Below are 13,781 nucleotides of genomic sequence, written 5' to 3' on the forward strand. Positions count from 1 at the left end.
GCATAGACGATTCGCCGCGATAGCACAGATCAAAACGTGAACGAGCCTCATGCCAACCGGTTGACGCTTTTCGCTGGAGGTCTTACGTGGAACGCCATGCCGATCAAGCCGCTCATCATCCTTCCCGACCCCATCCTGCGCCAGGTTTCCCAACCGGTGGAGCGTGTCGACGCGCCCCTGCGCAAATTAGCCGACGACATGCTGGCGACCATGTATGACGCACCGGGCATCGGTCTGGCGGCAATCCAGATCGGCGAGCCGCTGCGCTTGCTGGTGATCGATCTCGCCAAGGAAGACGAGACGCCGGCGCCGCATGTCTTCATCAATCCGGAAATCCTGGAGAGCGCCGATGCGCGCTCCGTCTACGAGGAAGGCTGCCTGTCGATCCCGGATTATTACGCCGAGGTCGAACGCCCGGCCGCCGTACGGGTCAAGTATCTCGACCGCGACGGCAAGCTGCAGGAGATGGAGGCCGAGGGCCTGATGGCCACCTGCCTGCAGCATGAGATCGACCACCTCAATGGCGTCCTGTTCATCGACCACATCTCGAAGCTGAAGCGCGACATGGTGGTGAAGAAATTCAAGAAGCTCGCCAAGGACAAAGCGCCGGGCAAGCTGGTGGGATAGGGCATGCTCTGTCGGAGCACGGCCCCTCCGATCAGCCTCGGCGGTTCAGCTTCACGAACCTTCGATTGAAAATACCGACTTGCTGTGATATCAGTGATATCACGTAGGAGGTGTCTATGGGTGACATGCTGATCCGTGGGATCAATCCGGAATTGAAACGGCGTCTCGAGGAAAGTGCGCGGCTGAACAGGCGCAGCCTTTCGGAGGAAGCGGTCGTCTTGATACAGAAGGGTTTTGCAACACAATTTGCTGGCGCCGAAAAAGTCGGCGATCGCCTCTATTCGCTCGTCGGCGATGATCGTTTCACAAGCGACGAGATTCAGGAAATAGCGAGGTCGCGAAGTGAGGCCGATCGTGGGCCGCCTGATTTCCGTTGACCGAAATGATTATACTGGACACCAACGTCATATCGGACGTGCTATCGCGGCAACGGAGCAAAAACGTTCTCAACTGGTTGAATGGCCAAGAGCCTGCGACCCTTTTCCTCTCCACCATTGTTTTTGCAGAGCTCTATTTCGGAGCCTACCTCGTTCAGGAGGCCATCCGGCGGGATGGTCTTCTCCAAAGCATTTCGAGGATCCGGGGCGAATTTTCGGGTCGGATCCTGGTTTTTGGGGATCTGCCCGCAGAACACTATGGCCGCATTGCCGCGGCAAGACGACTCGCTGGCAGACCTGTCGAAACCAAGGACGCGATGATAGCTGCGATCTGCCAGGTGCACGACGCCACGCTTGCCACCCGCAACGTTCGAGACTTCGACGGACTTGACCTGAAGCTGGTAAACCCGTTTGAAGCCTGAGCTGACTTCCCGGCGCAGGTAGAGAGAAGGTCTCGGAAGAAAAATGCCCCTTCGCGTCATCTTCATGGGCACGCCGGAGTTTTCGGTGCCGACTTTGCGCGCGATCGCCGAGGCTGGCCATGAGATATCAGTCGTCTATACCCAGCCGCCGCGCGCTGCCGGACGGCGCGGGCTGGAGCTGACACCGTCGCCGGTGCAGCGCGAGGCGGAGCGACTGGGCATCGAGGTGCGAGCGCCGGTTTCGCTCAAAGGCGAGGCCGAGCAGACCGCCTTCCGTGCCTTGCGGGCCGACGTCGCTGTGGTCGTCGCCTATGGCTTGCTGCTGCCGAAGGCGGTTTTGGAGGCGACCCGGCTCGGCTGCATCAACGGCCATGCCTCGCTTCTGCCGCGCTGGCGCGGTGCCGCGCCTATCCAGCGCGCCATCATGGCCGGCGACCTGGAAAGCGGCATGATGGTGATGCGCATGGAAGAGGGGCTGGACACCGGCCCGGTCGGGCTGATTGAAAAATGCGCCATCGAACCCGATATGACAGCCGGCGATTTGCATGATCGGTTGATGAGCGTCGGTGCTGCCTTGATGGTGGAAGCGCTGGCGCGGTTGGAAGGGAACACCCTGACATTCACCACACAAGCTGTGGAGGGGGTGACCTACGCCAAGAAAATCGATAAATCCGAGACTCGCGTGGACTGGACTCGCTCAGCAAGTGAGGTCCACAATCATATTCGCGGCCTGTCGCCCTTTCCCGGCGCCTGGTCGGAGATAGGAATTGGCGGCCGCCGGGAGCGGCTGAAACTGCTTCGCTCGACGCTGTCGCAAGGCCTGTCGCTTTGGGAAGAGTTGGGCGAGTCGGGAGGAATTCTCGATGACCGGCTGACGGTCGCCTGCGGGGCAGGCGCGATCAGGCTGGTCGAAGTTCAACGGGCGGGCGGAAAGCCCGCTGCCGCGTCGGAATTCCTGCGCGGGGCCAAGATCGAAAAAGGACTGAAATTCTCATGAGCATGATGTCGATACGCGCGGCAACGCCGCGGGATCGCGAGGCCATCCGCCTCGTCGAGGAACACGCTTTCGGCCAGCAGGCGGAGGCCGGTCTGGTCGACGCGCTGGTGACTGGCGGCAACGCTGTTGCCGAACTGGTGGCGGAAGAGGACGGCCAGGTGGTCGGCCACATCCTGTTTTCGCGGCTGTTCGTCCAGAATGGCGGCAAGACCTTCGCCGCCGTGGCGCTCGCGCCGCTGGCGGTGGAGCCCTCGTTCCATGGCAGCGGCATCGGCGGCGCGCTGATCCGCGAGGCGCATATCCGCCTCAGGGATGCCGGCGAAACGCTGGCCGTGGTGCTCGGCGACCCCACCTATTACGGGCGTTTCGGATATAGCCACACGCGTGCCGAGAACTTCGAGAGCGAATACCAGGGCGAAGCGCTGCAGGCGCTGGCTTGGGGCGACGCGCCTGACGCCGGCAGGCTGGTATACGCCTCCGCCTTCACCGCTCTCGCCGCCTAGAACAGTCCACCGTTTCATGGAAACGGCGAACTGCTCTACCTCTTTGTTTGAACGCAATTCCGAACGGAAAACCGTTTCACACTTTTCCTGGAATTGCCCGAGGCGAGAGCTCTAGTCGCAAATGCCGCGTTTTCGCCTCGACATCGAATATGATGGCAGCCTGTTTGCCGGCTGGCAGCACCAGGCGGATCAGCCTTCGGTGCAACAGGCGATCGAGCGGGCGATCGAAAAATTCTGCGGCGAAGCGATCAGGCTGCGCGCCGCCGGCCGCACCGATGCCGGCGTGCATGCGACAGCGCAGGTGGCGCATGTCGATCTCGTCAAGGCGTGGCCGGGCGACAAGGTGCGCGATGCCGTCAACGCCCATCTGCAGGCGGCCGGGGCGCGCATCGCCATCTTGAAAGCGACGGTCGTTTCCGACAGCTTCGACGCCCGCTTCTCGGCCATCGGCCGCCACTATCTCTACCGCATCCTAAACCGCCGTGCCCCGGCCGCGCTCGACAAGGGCAAGGTGTGGTGGGTGCCGAAGCGGCTCGACGCCGGCGCCATGCACGAAGCGGCGAAAGTCCTGCTCGGACGGCATGACTTCACCACCTTCCGCTCGACCCAGTGCCAGGCCAACAGCCCGATCAGGACGCTGGAACGGCTCGATGTGAGCCGACAGGGCGACATAGTCGAGGTCAGGGCTTCGGCGCGCTCGTTCCTGCACAACCAGGTGCGTTCGATGGTCGGCTCACTGAAGCGCGTCGGCGACGGCGGCTGGAGCGCGGCCGACCTGAAAACGGCGCTCGAGGCGCACGACCGCGCCGCCTGCGGCCAGGTGGCGCCGCCCGACGGGCTGTTTCTCACCGGTGTCGATTATCCAGTCGAGACGAGCCCGGACAGGCTCTGAACTCCGACATCGTCCGGCACGGTGATGCCGAGCAGCGTCTGCAGGCCGAACAGCACCAGCAGCGAGGCGATGAACATGCCGACGAAAACGGCGGTGCCGACCGATGCGCCCCTGCCGATCGTGGCGTTGGTCATGCGCCAGGTCAGCACCATCGATAGGGCAAACAGGAACAGCGACACAAGGCTCGCAGCCTGGCTTGCGGACGACAGGAAAAGCCGGATCAGCGCCGAGGGCAGCATCAGCCAGGCGGTGATGGCCGAAGCCCAGTTGCTGGCGACGACGTAGTGGACGAAGCGGCCGCCGATGCCGGCGCGCGGCGCGATCAAAGCGAGCGCAACCAGCGGCAGCACCCAGGAGCCGATGTCGACCGTCGCCAGGCGCACCAGCATGCTGAAGCGCCCCGCGAAGGCGTCGGGATCGCCGATTTCGTTGGCGATGCCGACCCAGCCGACGATCAGCGCCGGTGCTGCAACGACAATGGCGAAGAAGGAATTCCAGAAGCCGTCGGCCGACAGGTCGAGCAGGCGCAGGCCGTCGGCCTTGCCGAGCATCAGTCGCCAGGCGCCCGTCAGCGAAGCTTGGGTTTCGTCCGCCGAAAGCATGCTGTTCAGCCCTGTCCGAACCAGTCTTCTATGAAGCGCTGGTAGATTTGCGTCAGCGTTTCGAGATCGGCAATGGCGACGCGCTCGTCGACCATGTGCATTGTCTTGCCGACCAGCCCGAACTCGACCACCGGACAATAGTCCTTGATGAAACGCGCGTCGGACGTTCCACCGGAGGTGGACAGCGTCGGCTCCTTGCCGACCGCCGACTTGATCGAGCCGCGCAGCGTTTCGATAAGCCTGTCGTCGCGCGTCAGAAAGACATGGCTAGGCCGGTCGCGCCAGACGAGCTCGTAGTCGACCGGCGTCTTCTTGCCCTGCCGGTACTTCTTGCGCCTGGCCGCCTGGTCGAGCCGGTTGTGGATCTCGGCCTGCAGGGTCTCGTCCGTCCAGGTGTCGTTGAAGCGGATGTTGAAGGTCGCGGTCGCTTTGGCCGCAATGACATTGGTGGCGGGGTTGCCTACATCGATGGAGGTGATCTCCAGATTGGTCGGCTGGAAATCCCTGGTTCCCTTGTCGAAAACCGGATGCAGCAAGGCGTCGACCAGGCTCATCAGCCCGCGCACCGGATTGTCGGCAAGCAGGGGATAGGCGACATGGCCCTGGCGGCCATTGACGGTGACGGCGCCGGACATCGAGCCGCGGCGGCCGATCTTGATCATGTCGCCGAGAGCGTCCGGATTGGTCGGCTCGCCGACGACAGAGGCATCCCATTTCTCGCCCCGCGAAGCCGCCCATTCGAGCAGCTTCACCGTGCCGTTGATCGCGGGGCCTTCCTCGTCGCCGGTGATCAGCAGCGAGACCGACCCTTTCGGACCGCCATTGGCCTCGACATGGCGCGCCACGGCGGCGATGAAACAGGCAATGCCGCCCTTCATGTCGACGGCGCCGCGGCCATACATCTCGCCATTGGCGATCTCGGCGGCGAAAGGCGGATGCGTCCAGGCGGCTTCGTCGCCGACAGGCACCACGTCGGTGTGGCCGGCGAACATCAGATGAGGGCCGTTGCCGGAACGCCTTGCATAGAGGTTTTCGATATCGGGCGTGCCGTCTTCGGAAAACACCGGCCGATCGACCAGGAAGCCGAGCGGTTTGAGCATCGTCTCCAGCGCGGTCAGCGCACCGCCCTCAGCGGGCGTCACCGAAGCGCAACGGATAAGGGCGGCGAGGTTTTCGGCGGGATCGGTCGGCAGCGTCATGGCAAAAGCGATAGTCGAAAGCGCAGGGCCTGTCACGGCCAGACATAGGGGCCAGCCTCATGGCTGGCGATACCGCCGATATTATGGTTTTCATGTCGTATAGTTGCGACCCGGCGCGGGCGACAGGATGGCAGACAAGGACAAACGGATCGTCATGGCCGGTGCCGGCAGCATCGGCTGCTATGCCGGCGGCTGCCTGGCGCTGGCCAGCCGAGAGGTCATTCTGCTGGCGCGGCCCCGCATCGAGGCAGCGTTGCGGCAGGACGGATTGCGGGTCCGCGACCTCCAGGGCCGCGATCGCTCGATCAAGCCCGAGGCGCTTGTCGTCACCGCCGATCCGGCCGTCGCCCTGCCGCCGGCGGACGTGATCCTGGTCACGGTCAAGAGCGGCGCCACCCAGGATATGGCGGACCTCATCAAGGCCCATGCCCGCCCCGATGCCGTGGTGATCAGCCTGCAGAACGGTGTCGGCAATGCCGACAGGCTGCGCGCTGAACTTGCCGGACGTACGGTGCTGGCCGGCATGGTGCCGTTCAATGTGGTGCAGTCGCCGGACAGCGAACTGCCGCTACGCGTTCACCGCGCCAGCGACGGCACGGTAATGGTCGAGGATGGCGCCGCCGGCCTGGCCGACTTGCTTGGCGTCGAAGGATTTGCCGTCGAAACCCATCGCGACATGAAGGCTGTGCTGTGGGGCAAGCTGCTGATGAATTTGAACAACGCGCTGGTGGCGCTTTCCGGCCTGCCGCTGACGGCCGAACTGGCCGATCGGCGCTGGCGGCTGATCCTGGCCAGCCAGATCGACGAGGCGCTCACGGCGATGAAAGCGACCGGCATCGAGCCGGCGCGGATCGCCGGCCTGCGGCCGGCGCTGCTGCCGAAGGTGCTCAGGCTGCCTGACTGGCTGTTCAAGCTTCTGGCGCGGCGCATGCTGGCGATCGACGCGCAGGCGCGCTCGTCGATGTGGGACGATCTTCAGCGCGGCCGGCCGACGGAGATCGACGACTTGCAAGGCGCCATCTTGCAGCTGGCGGGGAAGGTCGGCACGCCCGTGCCGACGGTTCAGCGGATCACCGCCTTGGTGCGCGCGGCGGAAGCGGAGCGGCTTGGCTCGCCGGGCCTGCCGCCGGAGCAGGTTGTTGCACCGGCCGGCCGTCGATCAACGTGATCTTCTGCCAGATTTTCCGCGACAGGTTTGACGCCAGGTTCTCGATGTCGTTGACGCCGTCGATGACCACGTCGTCATTGACCGACTGTGCGAACAATGCGGCGATCTTGCCCGTGATCGACAGCATTTCGGAGCAATAATCGAGGTAACGGGCCAGGTCGGCGGCATTGGTGATGCGGGCGGGCGAATGCGACGTCGGCTTGAAATCGGCCGACAGTACCGCCGGATCCTTAGTGAGCTGATGCATGTCGATGACGTGGATCAGCGAGCGCAGGCCATGCAGTTGGCGAAACACCTGCTTGCGCTTGATGCGCTCCTCGGAGCGGATCAAGGCGAGAAAGCCGACAATGGCGAGGATGAACATGTTGAGCGAAGCTTCGATGCCTTGCACCGACTGGACGGCATCACCGGGTTTGGAAATGCGGTCGAATGGCAGGACGGTGCCGACGAAGATGAACATCAATGCGCCGGCAACGACAGCGGCGACGATGAGGCCGCGCAGCCACCAGATCGGCGCTTCCAGGGCCTTGGCGCCCTGTGCCAGATCGCGCGACAGCGAGACCAGTTCGGCGGCAACGCCGCGCAGGCCGGCCTTGGGGAAACGCTCCGCAACACGCGTCTCCAGCCGTTCCGCGGTCTCGATGATCAGCTTCGGATCAAGCGTGCGGTAGCGCATGTCCGATCGGCCCTCAGGATTGTTCCGGCTCGTTGGTGCGCCGGCCATAGCGGTTGGGTCCAGGCTGCCCCGGAAACAGGCACAACACAAGGAAGGCGACGATCGAGACCACCGGCACGAACAGGATCAGCGCGGCAATGCCCGGCTTGTCCAAATCGTGCAGCCGCTTCACCGCCAGGGCGATGTTCGACCACAGCGAGGCGACGAAGGCGACGAAGAAGATGAACGACCACATGTTGCTCTCGGCCGAACCTTCCGGCACCAGCGTGAAGCGGTAAAGCGGGAAGGCCTGGATGATGGCGACGAGCAACCCGCCAAGAAAATAGGCCGCGCGACTGACGCGGCCCGAGGTTTTGAAAAAAAGCCAGGTGAGATCTGATCTGTCAGGCAAGCGGGTCCGGTCCATATTGATTGGCGCCCCTGGCGCCTTCGAGAATGCCGCATTCCACCAGAAACCAGATCGGGCCGATGAGCGGCACCAGCATGATCAGGCTCCACCAGCCCGACTTGCCGCGATCATGCCAGCGCTTGGCGTAGACTGCGAGTGCGAAATAGATCGAGGCCAGAGCGATGAGAATGCCGATGATGCCGATCTGGGCGCCACTGGCGGTGGTGATGCGTGTACCGAGAATCGCATCGAGAATAAAGGCAACGATGCCAATGACGATGAAAACGCCAATCGCGGCCCAGAACTTGCCACGGTTTATGCGACCATCAAAACTTGTGAGCAGATCCTTCCAGTCCATGTCACCCCTCCATGTTGAACCAGCGCGACCGATTGTCGCGCCGACGGAAGGTGCGCTCGCTTTGCGCAAAGATCAATCGCGCAGCAATTCGTTGATCGAGGTCTTGGAGCGGGTCTTGGCGTCGACACGCTTGACGATGACGGCGCAGTAGAGGCTCGGACCTGGCTCGCCGTTAGGAAAGGACTTGCCCGGCATCGTTCCGGCGACGACGACGGAATTCGGCGGCACTTCGCCATAGAAGATCTCGCCGGTGGCGCGGTCGACGATCTTGGTCGACTGGCCGATGAAGACGCCCATGCCGAGCACCGAGCCTTCGCGCACGATGCAACCTTCGACCACTTCCGAACGCGCGCCGATAAAACAATTGTCCTCGATGATGGTCGGGCCGGCCTGCATCGGCTCCAGCACGCCGCCGATGCCGACGCCGCCGGAAAGGTGCACGTTCTTGCCGATCTGGGCACAGGAGCCTACCCCGACCCAGGTGTCGATCATGGTGCCTGTATCGACATAGGCGCCGACATTGACGAAAGACGGCATCAGCACGGCGCCCGGTGCGATATAGGCCGAGCGACGCACGATCGACCCCGGCACGGCCCGAAAGCCCGACTTTTCGAAATCGACAGCGCCCCAGCCATCGAACTTCGACGGCACCTTGTCCCACCACATCGCTTCGCCGGGACCACCCTTGATGATCTCCATCGGATTGAGCCGGAAGGACAACAGCACGGCCTTCTTCAGCCACTGGTTGACATGCCACTTGCCGTCGGCCTGCCGTCCGGCGACGCGGACGGCGCCGCGGTCGAGCAGGTCGAGCGCCGACTGGATGGCATCGCGCGTTTCGCCGCGCGTCGCAGTCGAAATCGCGTCGCGTTCCTCGAAGGCCTTCTCGATGGTCTTTTCGAGGCTCGCCAGATCGGGCTTCGACATGAATTCGCTCCATTACCAAGCTGTTAAGGGGCTGCGCCTTAACCTGTTTTGAAAGTCGCGCGGACCCCATGCATGCTTCGCATGCTTGCGTCTTTGCATGTAGCAGGTTCTTGTCACAAAACCGCGGGACACTTTTGCGGAACCTGCTTATGTGAAGCCTTGGTGAGGGTCAATCGCGGCTGCGTCATGGGGCGGCGCAAGTTAAGAATTTGGACGGGTAGAGCATATGACACCTATGGAAAAGGCGGGCTGGACGCCACTGCCGCATTCGGACGAGGATCTGGAGCGGTCGAAGAGTGTGCCGGACACGCCGCAGACGCGTGCCGAAACCTACCGGCTCGCCTGGAACGATCCCGACTTCATGACGCGGCGCGAGTTGCGCGCGGTCCGGCTGCAACTCGAACTCCTGAAACCGGAGATGATCCTGGCCGAACGCGGCATCCGTTCGACGGTGATCCTGTTCGGCGGCGCGCGCCTGCCGGAACCCGGCGGCGAGGCCTGGGCGGCCAAGAACGAGACGCAGAAGAAGAACCTCGAGGAAAACAGCAAATACTACGAGGAAGCGCGCAAATTCGCCCGCCTCTGCTCGCAGCAGTCGGCTACCTCTTATTACCGCGAATATGTCGTGGTGACCGGTGGCGGGCCCGGCGTGATGGAAGCGGGAAACCGCGGCGCCGACGATGTCGGCGCGCCGTCGATCGGCCTCAACATCGTCCTGCCGCACGAGCAGGCGCCGAACATCTATGTGACGCCGGAGCTCTGCTTCAACTTCCATTATTTCGCTATCCGCAAGATGCATTTCGTCATGCGCGCCAAGGCGGTCGCGGTGTTTCCGGGCGGCTTCGGCACGATGGACGAATTCTTCGAGACGCTGACCCTGATCCAGACAGGGCGCATGGAACGCGTGCCGGTGATCCTGTTCGGCAAATCGTTCTGGAAGCGGGCGATCGATCTCGATTTCCTCGCCGAGCAAGGCACGATCAGTCCCGGTGACCAGGACATCATCGACTTCGTCGACACCGCCGATGAAGCCTGGGGGATCATCAGCCGGTTCTACAAATTAGGGGAGTAGGGGAGTGGGGAATTGAAGAACTGACGAATTGAAGAACTGGGGGAATTGATCCGTAGAGACCGTCCTTCATTCTTCAATTCTTCAATTCTTCAATTCTTCAATTCTTCAATTCCCCTCTTCCTTCCCCCTCCACAATCGCCGTCAGAAACCCCGCCAGATCGTCGGTGACGAAATCGACGTCGTCCTCGTTGGTCGGGTCGCGCTCCCAGATCTCGGCAAAGGTCGGCTCGAAATTGCGCGGCACGATAAGCACCGTGGTCATGCCGAGCGACTTCGGCACCGACAGGTTACGGGCAAGGTCTTCGAACATCACCGCATTGTGGCCGGTGACGGCGTGCAGTTCGGCGAACTTCTCGTAGGTCTGGCGCGCCGGCTTGGGATTGAGCCCGGCGGCGACGATGTCGAAGATGTCGTCGAAATGGTCGAGGATGCCGAGTTGGCGCGCGGTGCGCTCGGCGTGCCTGCGGTCGCCATTGGTGAAGATGAACTTGCGGCCCGGAAGCTGGCGGATGGCGGTGCCGAGAACGGGATCGGGCACCAGCCATGAATAGTCGATGTCGTGGACCTTCTCGAGGAAATCGTCGGGGTCGATGCCATGACGTGTCATCAGGCCGTTCAGCGTCGTGCCATATTCGCGGTAGAGTTCCTTCTGCAACTTGCGCGCATCGTCGCGCGGCAATGCCAACAGTTCGCCGACATAGGCGGTCATCTTGACGTCGATCTGCGAGAACAGATTCGAATGATGCGGATAGAGCGTGTTGTCGAGATCGAAGACCCAGTCGGTGACATGGGCGAAGCGGGCGGGGTCAGGGAGCGTGGTCATAGGCTCCTTATGGCATGAAACGCGCATTCCGAAAGCGACTTTATCCACAACTTCTGCTCGTTGAGGTTGCGTAAATCGCCTCACGATTCAAATTTTAGGCATCTGGGAAAGGTGGCCTTCAGGGCTTGCTGGCAGAGAGGCAGTCTTGTGGGAGCAAGCGATGAACAGCATAATTCTGAGATCCGCCGCCGTTGCTTTCGCCTCAGTCGCGGCCTCTCTCCTGCTGACCCTGATCATCGTTCCGGCCATGGGATTTCCGGTCAATCGTACGATCTGGCTGACCTCCACCCTCTGTCCGCTGGTGCTGGCGTGGGCCGCCAGCGCAAGCACTTTCTGGCAAAGCGACAGGCTGAAAAACGCGCATCGCGATCTCGCCCGCGCTCATGCCCAACTCGCCGCCGCGCATCGCCGACTGGCGGAAAAGGCGAGCCGCGACGACATGACCGGCATGCTCAACCGGGAAAGTTTCTTTGCCGCGCTTGACGGTTCGCGCCGCAAGTCCGATCGCGGCGCGCTGCTGATCATCGACGCCGACCACTTCAAGACCATCAATGACAATTTTGGCCACCTGACAGGCGATGACGCGCTGCTTTTGATCGCCAGCGCGATCCAGCGCGGCGTGCGCAGCGGCGATGTGCTCGGCCGCATCGGCGGCGAGGAGTTCGGCGCCTTCCTGATCGGCGCCACCGAGCAGGAGGCCAAGCGCGTCGCCGAGCGCATTCGCCGCGAAGTCGAGCTGATCCGCTTCCGGCCCGTCGACGAGCGGACCATCCCGCTCACGGTCAGCATCGGCGGCACTGTCTGCAGCGAGGAAGCCAGTGTGTCGGAGCTGATGCGCGCCGCCGACCGGCGCCTCTACCAGGCCAAGCACCAGGGCCGTAACCTGACGATCATCGACACCGGCATTTCCGAGGCGGCGTGATCCGATCTGCCGCAACCGGCCTGTTAAGAAAGCTCTAACCCTGTTTGCACTCGGTTGTACCGCTTAGCCGGGTTTTCACTGCTTTGCGGCCAGACTTGGCACGATACTGGCTTCCACGGTGATGCATGTGTCGTTCCGGGAATTGCCGTTCTGGGAACGCCCATGCAGTGCCGAAGCCCAGACGAGAAACCAGCCATGAGTTTCATCATCAAAAGAATGTCACGCCGCGCGCTCGTGCAGGCGTTGATCGCATTGCCTGCCCTGTCTTTGTTCCGCAAGCTGCCTGATGCCGATGCCGCCGATCCAGAGCCCGACCCGAACGAGATCGTCGAGGTCAATGGCTGGATCCTGAAGCGGAGCGACTTGGCATGATCTTTGACAGCTACGAGGCGTATCGCGCCGCGAACTTCACTCCAAAAGTCTGCATCCTCGGCTCCGGCCCGGCCGGCACGACGATTGCGCGCAAGCTTGGTGCGGCCGGCATTCCGGTGGTGGTGATCGAGGCCGGTCCGCGCGAATTCAGCGACGAGTCGCAGGACTTCTACCGGGGCAGCACGGTCGGGGATTTCTATTTCGATCTCGACATAACCCGGCTGCGGTTCATGGGGGGCAGTTCCAACCACTGGGCAGGCTGGTGCCGCGTCCTCGACAAGCAGGATTTCGAGCCGAAGGCCTGGGTACCCGACACGGGCTGGCCGATCCGCCGCACCGACATCGAACCCTATCTGCCGGAAGTGCGCGACATTCTCGACCTTCCGGCCCTCCGGCCCGATATGCCGATCTCGAACGACATTCGCTGGGTGCAGCTGATCAAGAGCCCGGCCGTGCGCTTCGCCGAGAAATTCGGCGATGAACTCGACAAGGCCACGAACATCGCGGTGGTGCTCAACACTTGTGCCACCGAACTTGCCGGCGACGGCAGACGCGTGACTGGCGCCAGACTGTGGTCGAACGGGCAGGATGCCGGCTCCTTCAGCGCCGACTATTTCATCGTCTGCACCGGTGGGCTGGAGAATTCGCGGCTGCTTCTGTGGTCCAACCAGCGCTCGAACGGCGGCGTCGTGCCGAATGCGACGGCGCTTGGCCGCTACTGGATGGAGCATCCGACCTTCGAGGGCGGCAATGCCATCCTGACCGACTACAACGCGTTCGAGGTCGATGCCGTCAACGAGGCCTTCTTCTCGCCAACACTTGCCGCCATGGAGCGGCTGCAGATCATGAATTTTGGCATCCGGCTGATCGAGACGCCGTATCCCGGCGTCAAGAGCCTTATCGCCGACCTCGCCTGCACGGCGCCCGACATGGCCGAGTGGATGTCCTCCAAGCTCAGCCAGAGGCTGCGTTGCGCCGCCCAGCTCTACGTCGCCTGGGAACAGGCGCCGCTGGCATCCAACCAGATCGAGTTGTCGAAGACCGATGTCGACCACGCCGGCGTGCCGCGCATCGAGCTACACTGGAAGAAATCGGAAATGGAGCGCCGCACACTGCTCGAAGGGCTCAGATTGTTCGGCAAGACACTGATCGAGAAGAATCTCGGCCGCGTGCGCATTGCCGATTGGATCAGCAACGGCCAGGACTATCCCACCAACGACGAGACGGCGGGCCATCATCACATGGGCGGCACGCGCATGGGCACCGACGTCACCAAAAGTGTTGTCGACGCCAACTGCAAGATGCACGGCATGGACAATCTCTATGTCGGCGGCTCCTCGGTGTTCTGCACGTCAGGTCAATGCAACCCGACGACGACAATCACCGCGCTGGCCTGCCGGCTCGGCGACCATCTGAGCAAGGTGGTCACCGCCTGACGGCTGCAGGGCAACGTGCT

Annotated in this window: 18 protein-coding genes; 11 read left to right on the forward strand and 7 right to left on the reverse strand. The window is 62.7% G+C overall.

Annotated features, from left to right (window positions below):
* Window positions 1-96 precede the first annotated feature (96 nt).
* The 6 genes from def to truA all read left to right on the forward strand — a co-directional run bounded on the left by def (window position 97) and on the right by truA (window position 3,818).
* Window positions 97-627 carry a peptide deformylase gene (gene def, locus NKJ11_RS11755; RefSeq protein ID WP_023810756.1) on the forward strand — a complete coding sequence of 177 codons (531 nt, stop codon included), beginning with the start codon at window positions 97-99 and terminating at the stop codon, window positions 625-627.
* Between the two features lie 116 nt (window positions 628-743).
* A complete protein-coding gene (locus NKJ11_RS11760; protein WP_023810757.1) occupies window positions 744-1,004 on the forward strand; it encodes a hypothetical protein in 261 nt (86 codons plus the stop codon).
* 5 nt (window positions 1,005-1,009) lie between these two features.
* A complete protein-coding gene (locus NKJ11_RS11765; RefSeq protein WP_023810758.1) occupies window positions 1,010-1,426 on the forward strand; it encodes a type II toxin-antitoxin system VapC family toxin in 417 nt (138 codons plus the stop codon).
* Window positions 1,427-1,469: 43 nt separating this feature from the next.
* Window positions 1,470-2,423: a methionyl-tRNA formyltransferase gene (fmt, locus tag NKJ11_RS11770; RefSeq protein WP_023810759.1), complete on the forward strand. Its 954-nt coding sequence runs from the start codon at window positions 1,470-1,472 to the stop codon at window positions 2,421-2,423.
* Complete coding sequence (locus NKJ11_RS11775) at window positions 2,420-2,926, forward strand: GNAT family N-acetyltransferase (protein ID WP_023810760.1); 507 nt, start codon at window positions 2,420-2,422, stop codon at window positions 2,924-2,926. Before fmt ends, NKJ11_RS11775 begins: the two co-directional genes overlap by 4 nt.
* A 121-nt stretch (window positions 2,927-3,047) precedes the next feature.
* A complete protein-coding gene (gene truA / locus NKJ11_RS11780; RefSeq protein WP_023810761.1) occupies window positions 3,048-3,818 on the forward strand; it encodes a tRNA pseudouridine(38-40) synthase TruA in 771 nt (256 codons plus the stop codon).
* On the opposite strand, the gene NKJ11_RS11785 is transcribed toward truA, so the two are convergent.
* Window positions 3,785-4,420: a hypothetical protein gene (locus NKJ11_RS11785; protein WP_023810762.1), complete on the reverse strand. Its 636-nt coding sequence runs from the start codon at window positions 4,418-4,420 to the stop codon at window positions 3,785-3,787. The two genes, truA and NKJ11_RS11785, sit on opposite strands and share 34 nt — an antisense overlap.
* A 5-nt stretch (window positions 4,421-4,425) precedes the next feature.
* Window positions 4,426-5,619: a succinyl-diaminopimelate desuccinylase gene (dapE, locus tag NKJ11_RS11790; protein WP_352440610.1), complete on the reverse strand. Its 1,194-nt coding sequence runs from the start codon at window positions 5,617-5,619 to the stop codon at window positions 4,426-4,428.
* 127 nt (window positions 5,620-5,746) lie between these two features.
* Here dapE and NKJ11_RS11795 point away from each other — a divergent pair, with 127 nt between their 5' ends.
* On the forward strand, window positions 5,747-6,787 hold the full coding sequence (locus tag NKJ11_RS11795; protein ID WP_352793371.1) for a 2-dehydropantoate 2-reductase: 1,041 nt from the start codon (window positions 5,747-5,749) through the stop codon (window positions 6,785-6,787).
* On the opposite strand, the gene NKJ11_RS11800 is transcribed toward NKJ11_RS11795, so the two are convergent.
* The 4 genes from NKJ11_RS11800 to dapD all read right to left on the reverse strand — a co-directional run bounded on the left by NKJ11_RS11800 (window position 6,690) and on the right by dapD (window position 9,136).
* Window positions 6,690-7,463, reverse strand: a complete 774-nt coding sequence (locus tag NKJ11_RS11800) for a hypothetical protein (RefSeq protein WP_128304184.1) — start codon at window positions 7,461-7,463, stop codon at window positions 6,690-6,692. The two genes, NKJ11_RS11795 and NKJ11_RS11800, sit on opposite strands and share 98 nt — an antisense overlap.
* Window positions 7,464-7,476: 13 nt before the next feature.
* Entirely contained in the window at window positions 7,477-7,854 is a 378-nt protein-coding gene (locus NKJ11_RS11805; RefSeq protein ID WP_164892941.1) for a DUF805 domain-containing protein, read from the reverse strand.
* On the reverse strand, window positions 7,847-8,209 hold the full coding sequence (locus NKJ11_RS11810; RefSeq protein WP_128304182.1) for a DUF805 domain-containing protein: 363 nt from the start codon (window positions 8,207-8,209) through the stop codon (window positions 7,847-7,849). Before NKJ11_RS11810 ends, NKJ11_RS11805 begins: the two co-directional genes overlap by 8 nt.
* A 72-nt stretch (window positions 8,210-8,281) precedes the next feature.
* A complete protein-coding gene (gene dapD, locus NKJ11_RS11815) occupies window positions 8,282-9,136 on the reverse strand; it encodes a 2,3,4,5-tetrahydropyridine-2,6-dicarboxylate N-succinyltransferase (RefSeq protein WP_352793373.1) in 855 nt (284 codons plus the stop codon).
* Window positions 9,137-9,362: 226 nt separating this feature from the next.
* Between dapD and NKJ11_RS11820 the strand changes: the two genes are divergently transcribed.
* On the forward strand, window positions 9,363-10,208 hold the full coding sequence (locus tag NKJ11_RS11820) for an LOG family protein (RefSeq protein ID WP_013528481.1): 846 nt from the start codon (window positions 9,363-9,365) through the stop codon (window positions 10,206-10,208).
* Between the two features lie 97 nt (window positions 10,209-10,305).
* On the opposite strand, the gene NKJ11_RS11825 is transcribed toward NKJ11_RS11820, so the two are convergent.
* On the reverse strand, window positions 10,306-11,031 hold the full coding sequence (locus NKJ11_RS11825; protein WP_127272323.1) for a pyrimidine 5'-nucleotidase: 726 nt from the start codon (window positions 11,029-11,031) through the stop codon (window positions 10,306-10,308).
* A 160-nt stretch (window positions 11,032-11,191) separates the two neighbouring features.
* Here NKJ11_RS11825 and NKJ11_RS11830 point away from each other — a divergent pair, with 160 nt between their 5' ends.
* From NKJ11_RS11830 to NKJ11_RS11840, 3 genes are all read left to right on the forward strand, one after another.
* Window positions 11,192-11,953 (forward strand): GGDEF domain-containing protein, encoded by a 762-nt coding sequence (locus NKJ11_RS11830; RefSeq protein ID WP_127296470.1) that lies wholly within the window; start codon window positions 11,192-11,194, stop codon window positions 11,951-11,953.
* Window positions 11,954-12,148: 195 nt separating this feature from the next.
* Window positions 12,149-12,325: a hypothetical protein gene (locus NKJ11_RS11835; protein WP_023810772.1), complete on the forward strand. Its 177-nt coding sequence runs from the start codon at window positions 12,149-12,151 to the stop codon at window positions 12,323-12,325.
* Window positions 12,322-13,761, forward strand: coding sequence for a GMC oxidoreductase (locus tag NKJ11_RS11840; protein ID WP_352793374.1), 1,440 nt, complete (start codon window positions 12,322-12,324; stop codon window positions 13,759-13,761). Before NKJ11_RS11835 ends, NKJ11_RS11840 begins: the two co-directional genes overlap by 4 nt.
* Window positions 13,762-13,781 lie beyond the last annotated feature (20 nt).

This window comes from Mesorhizobium sp. M0243 (assembly GCF_040321775.1).
GTDB lineage: Bacteria > Pseudomonadota > Alphaproteobacteria > Rhizobiales > Rhizobiaceae > Mesorhizobium.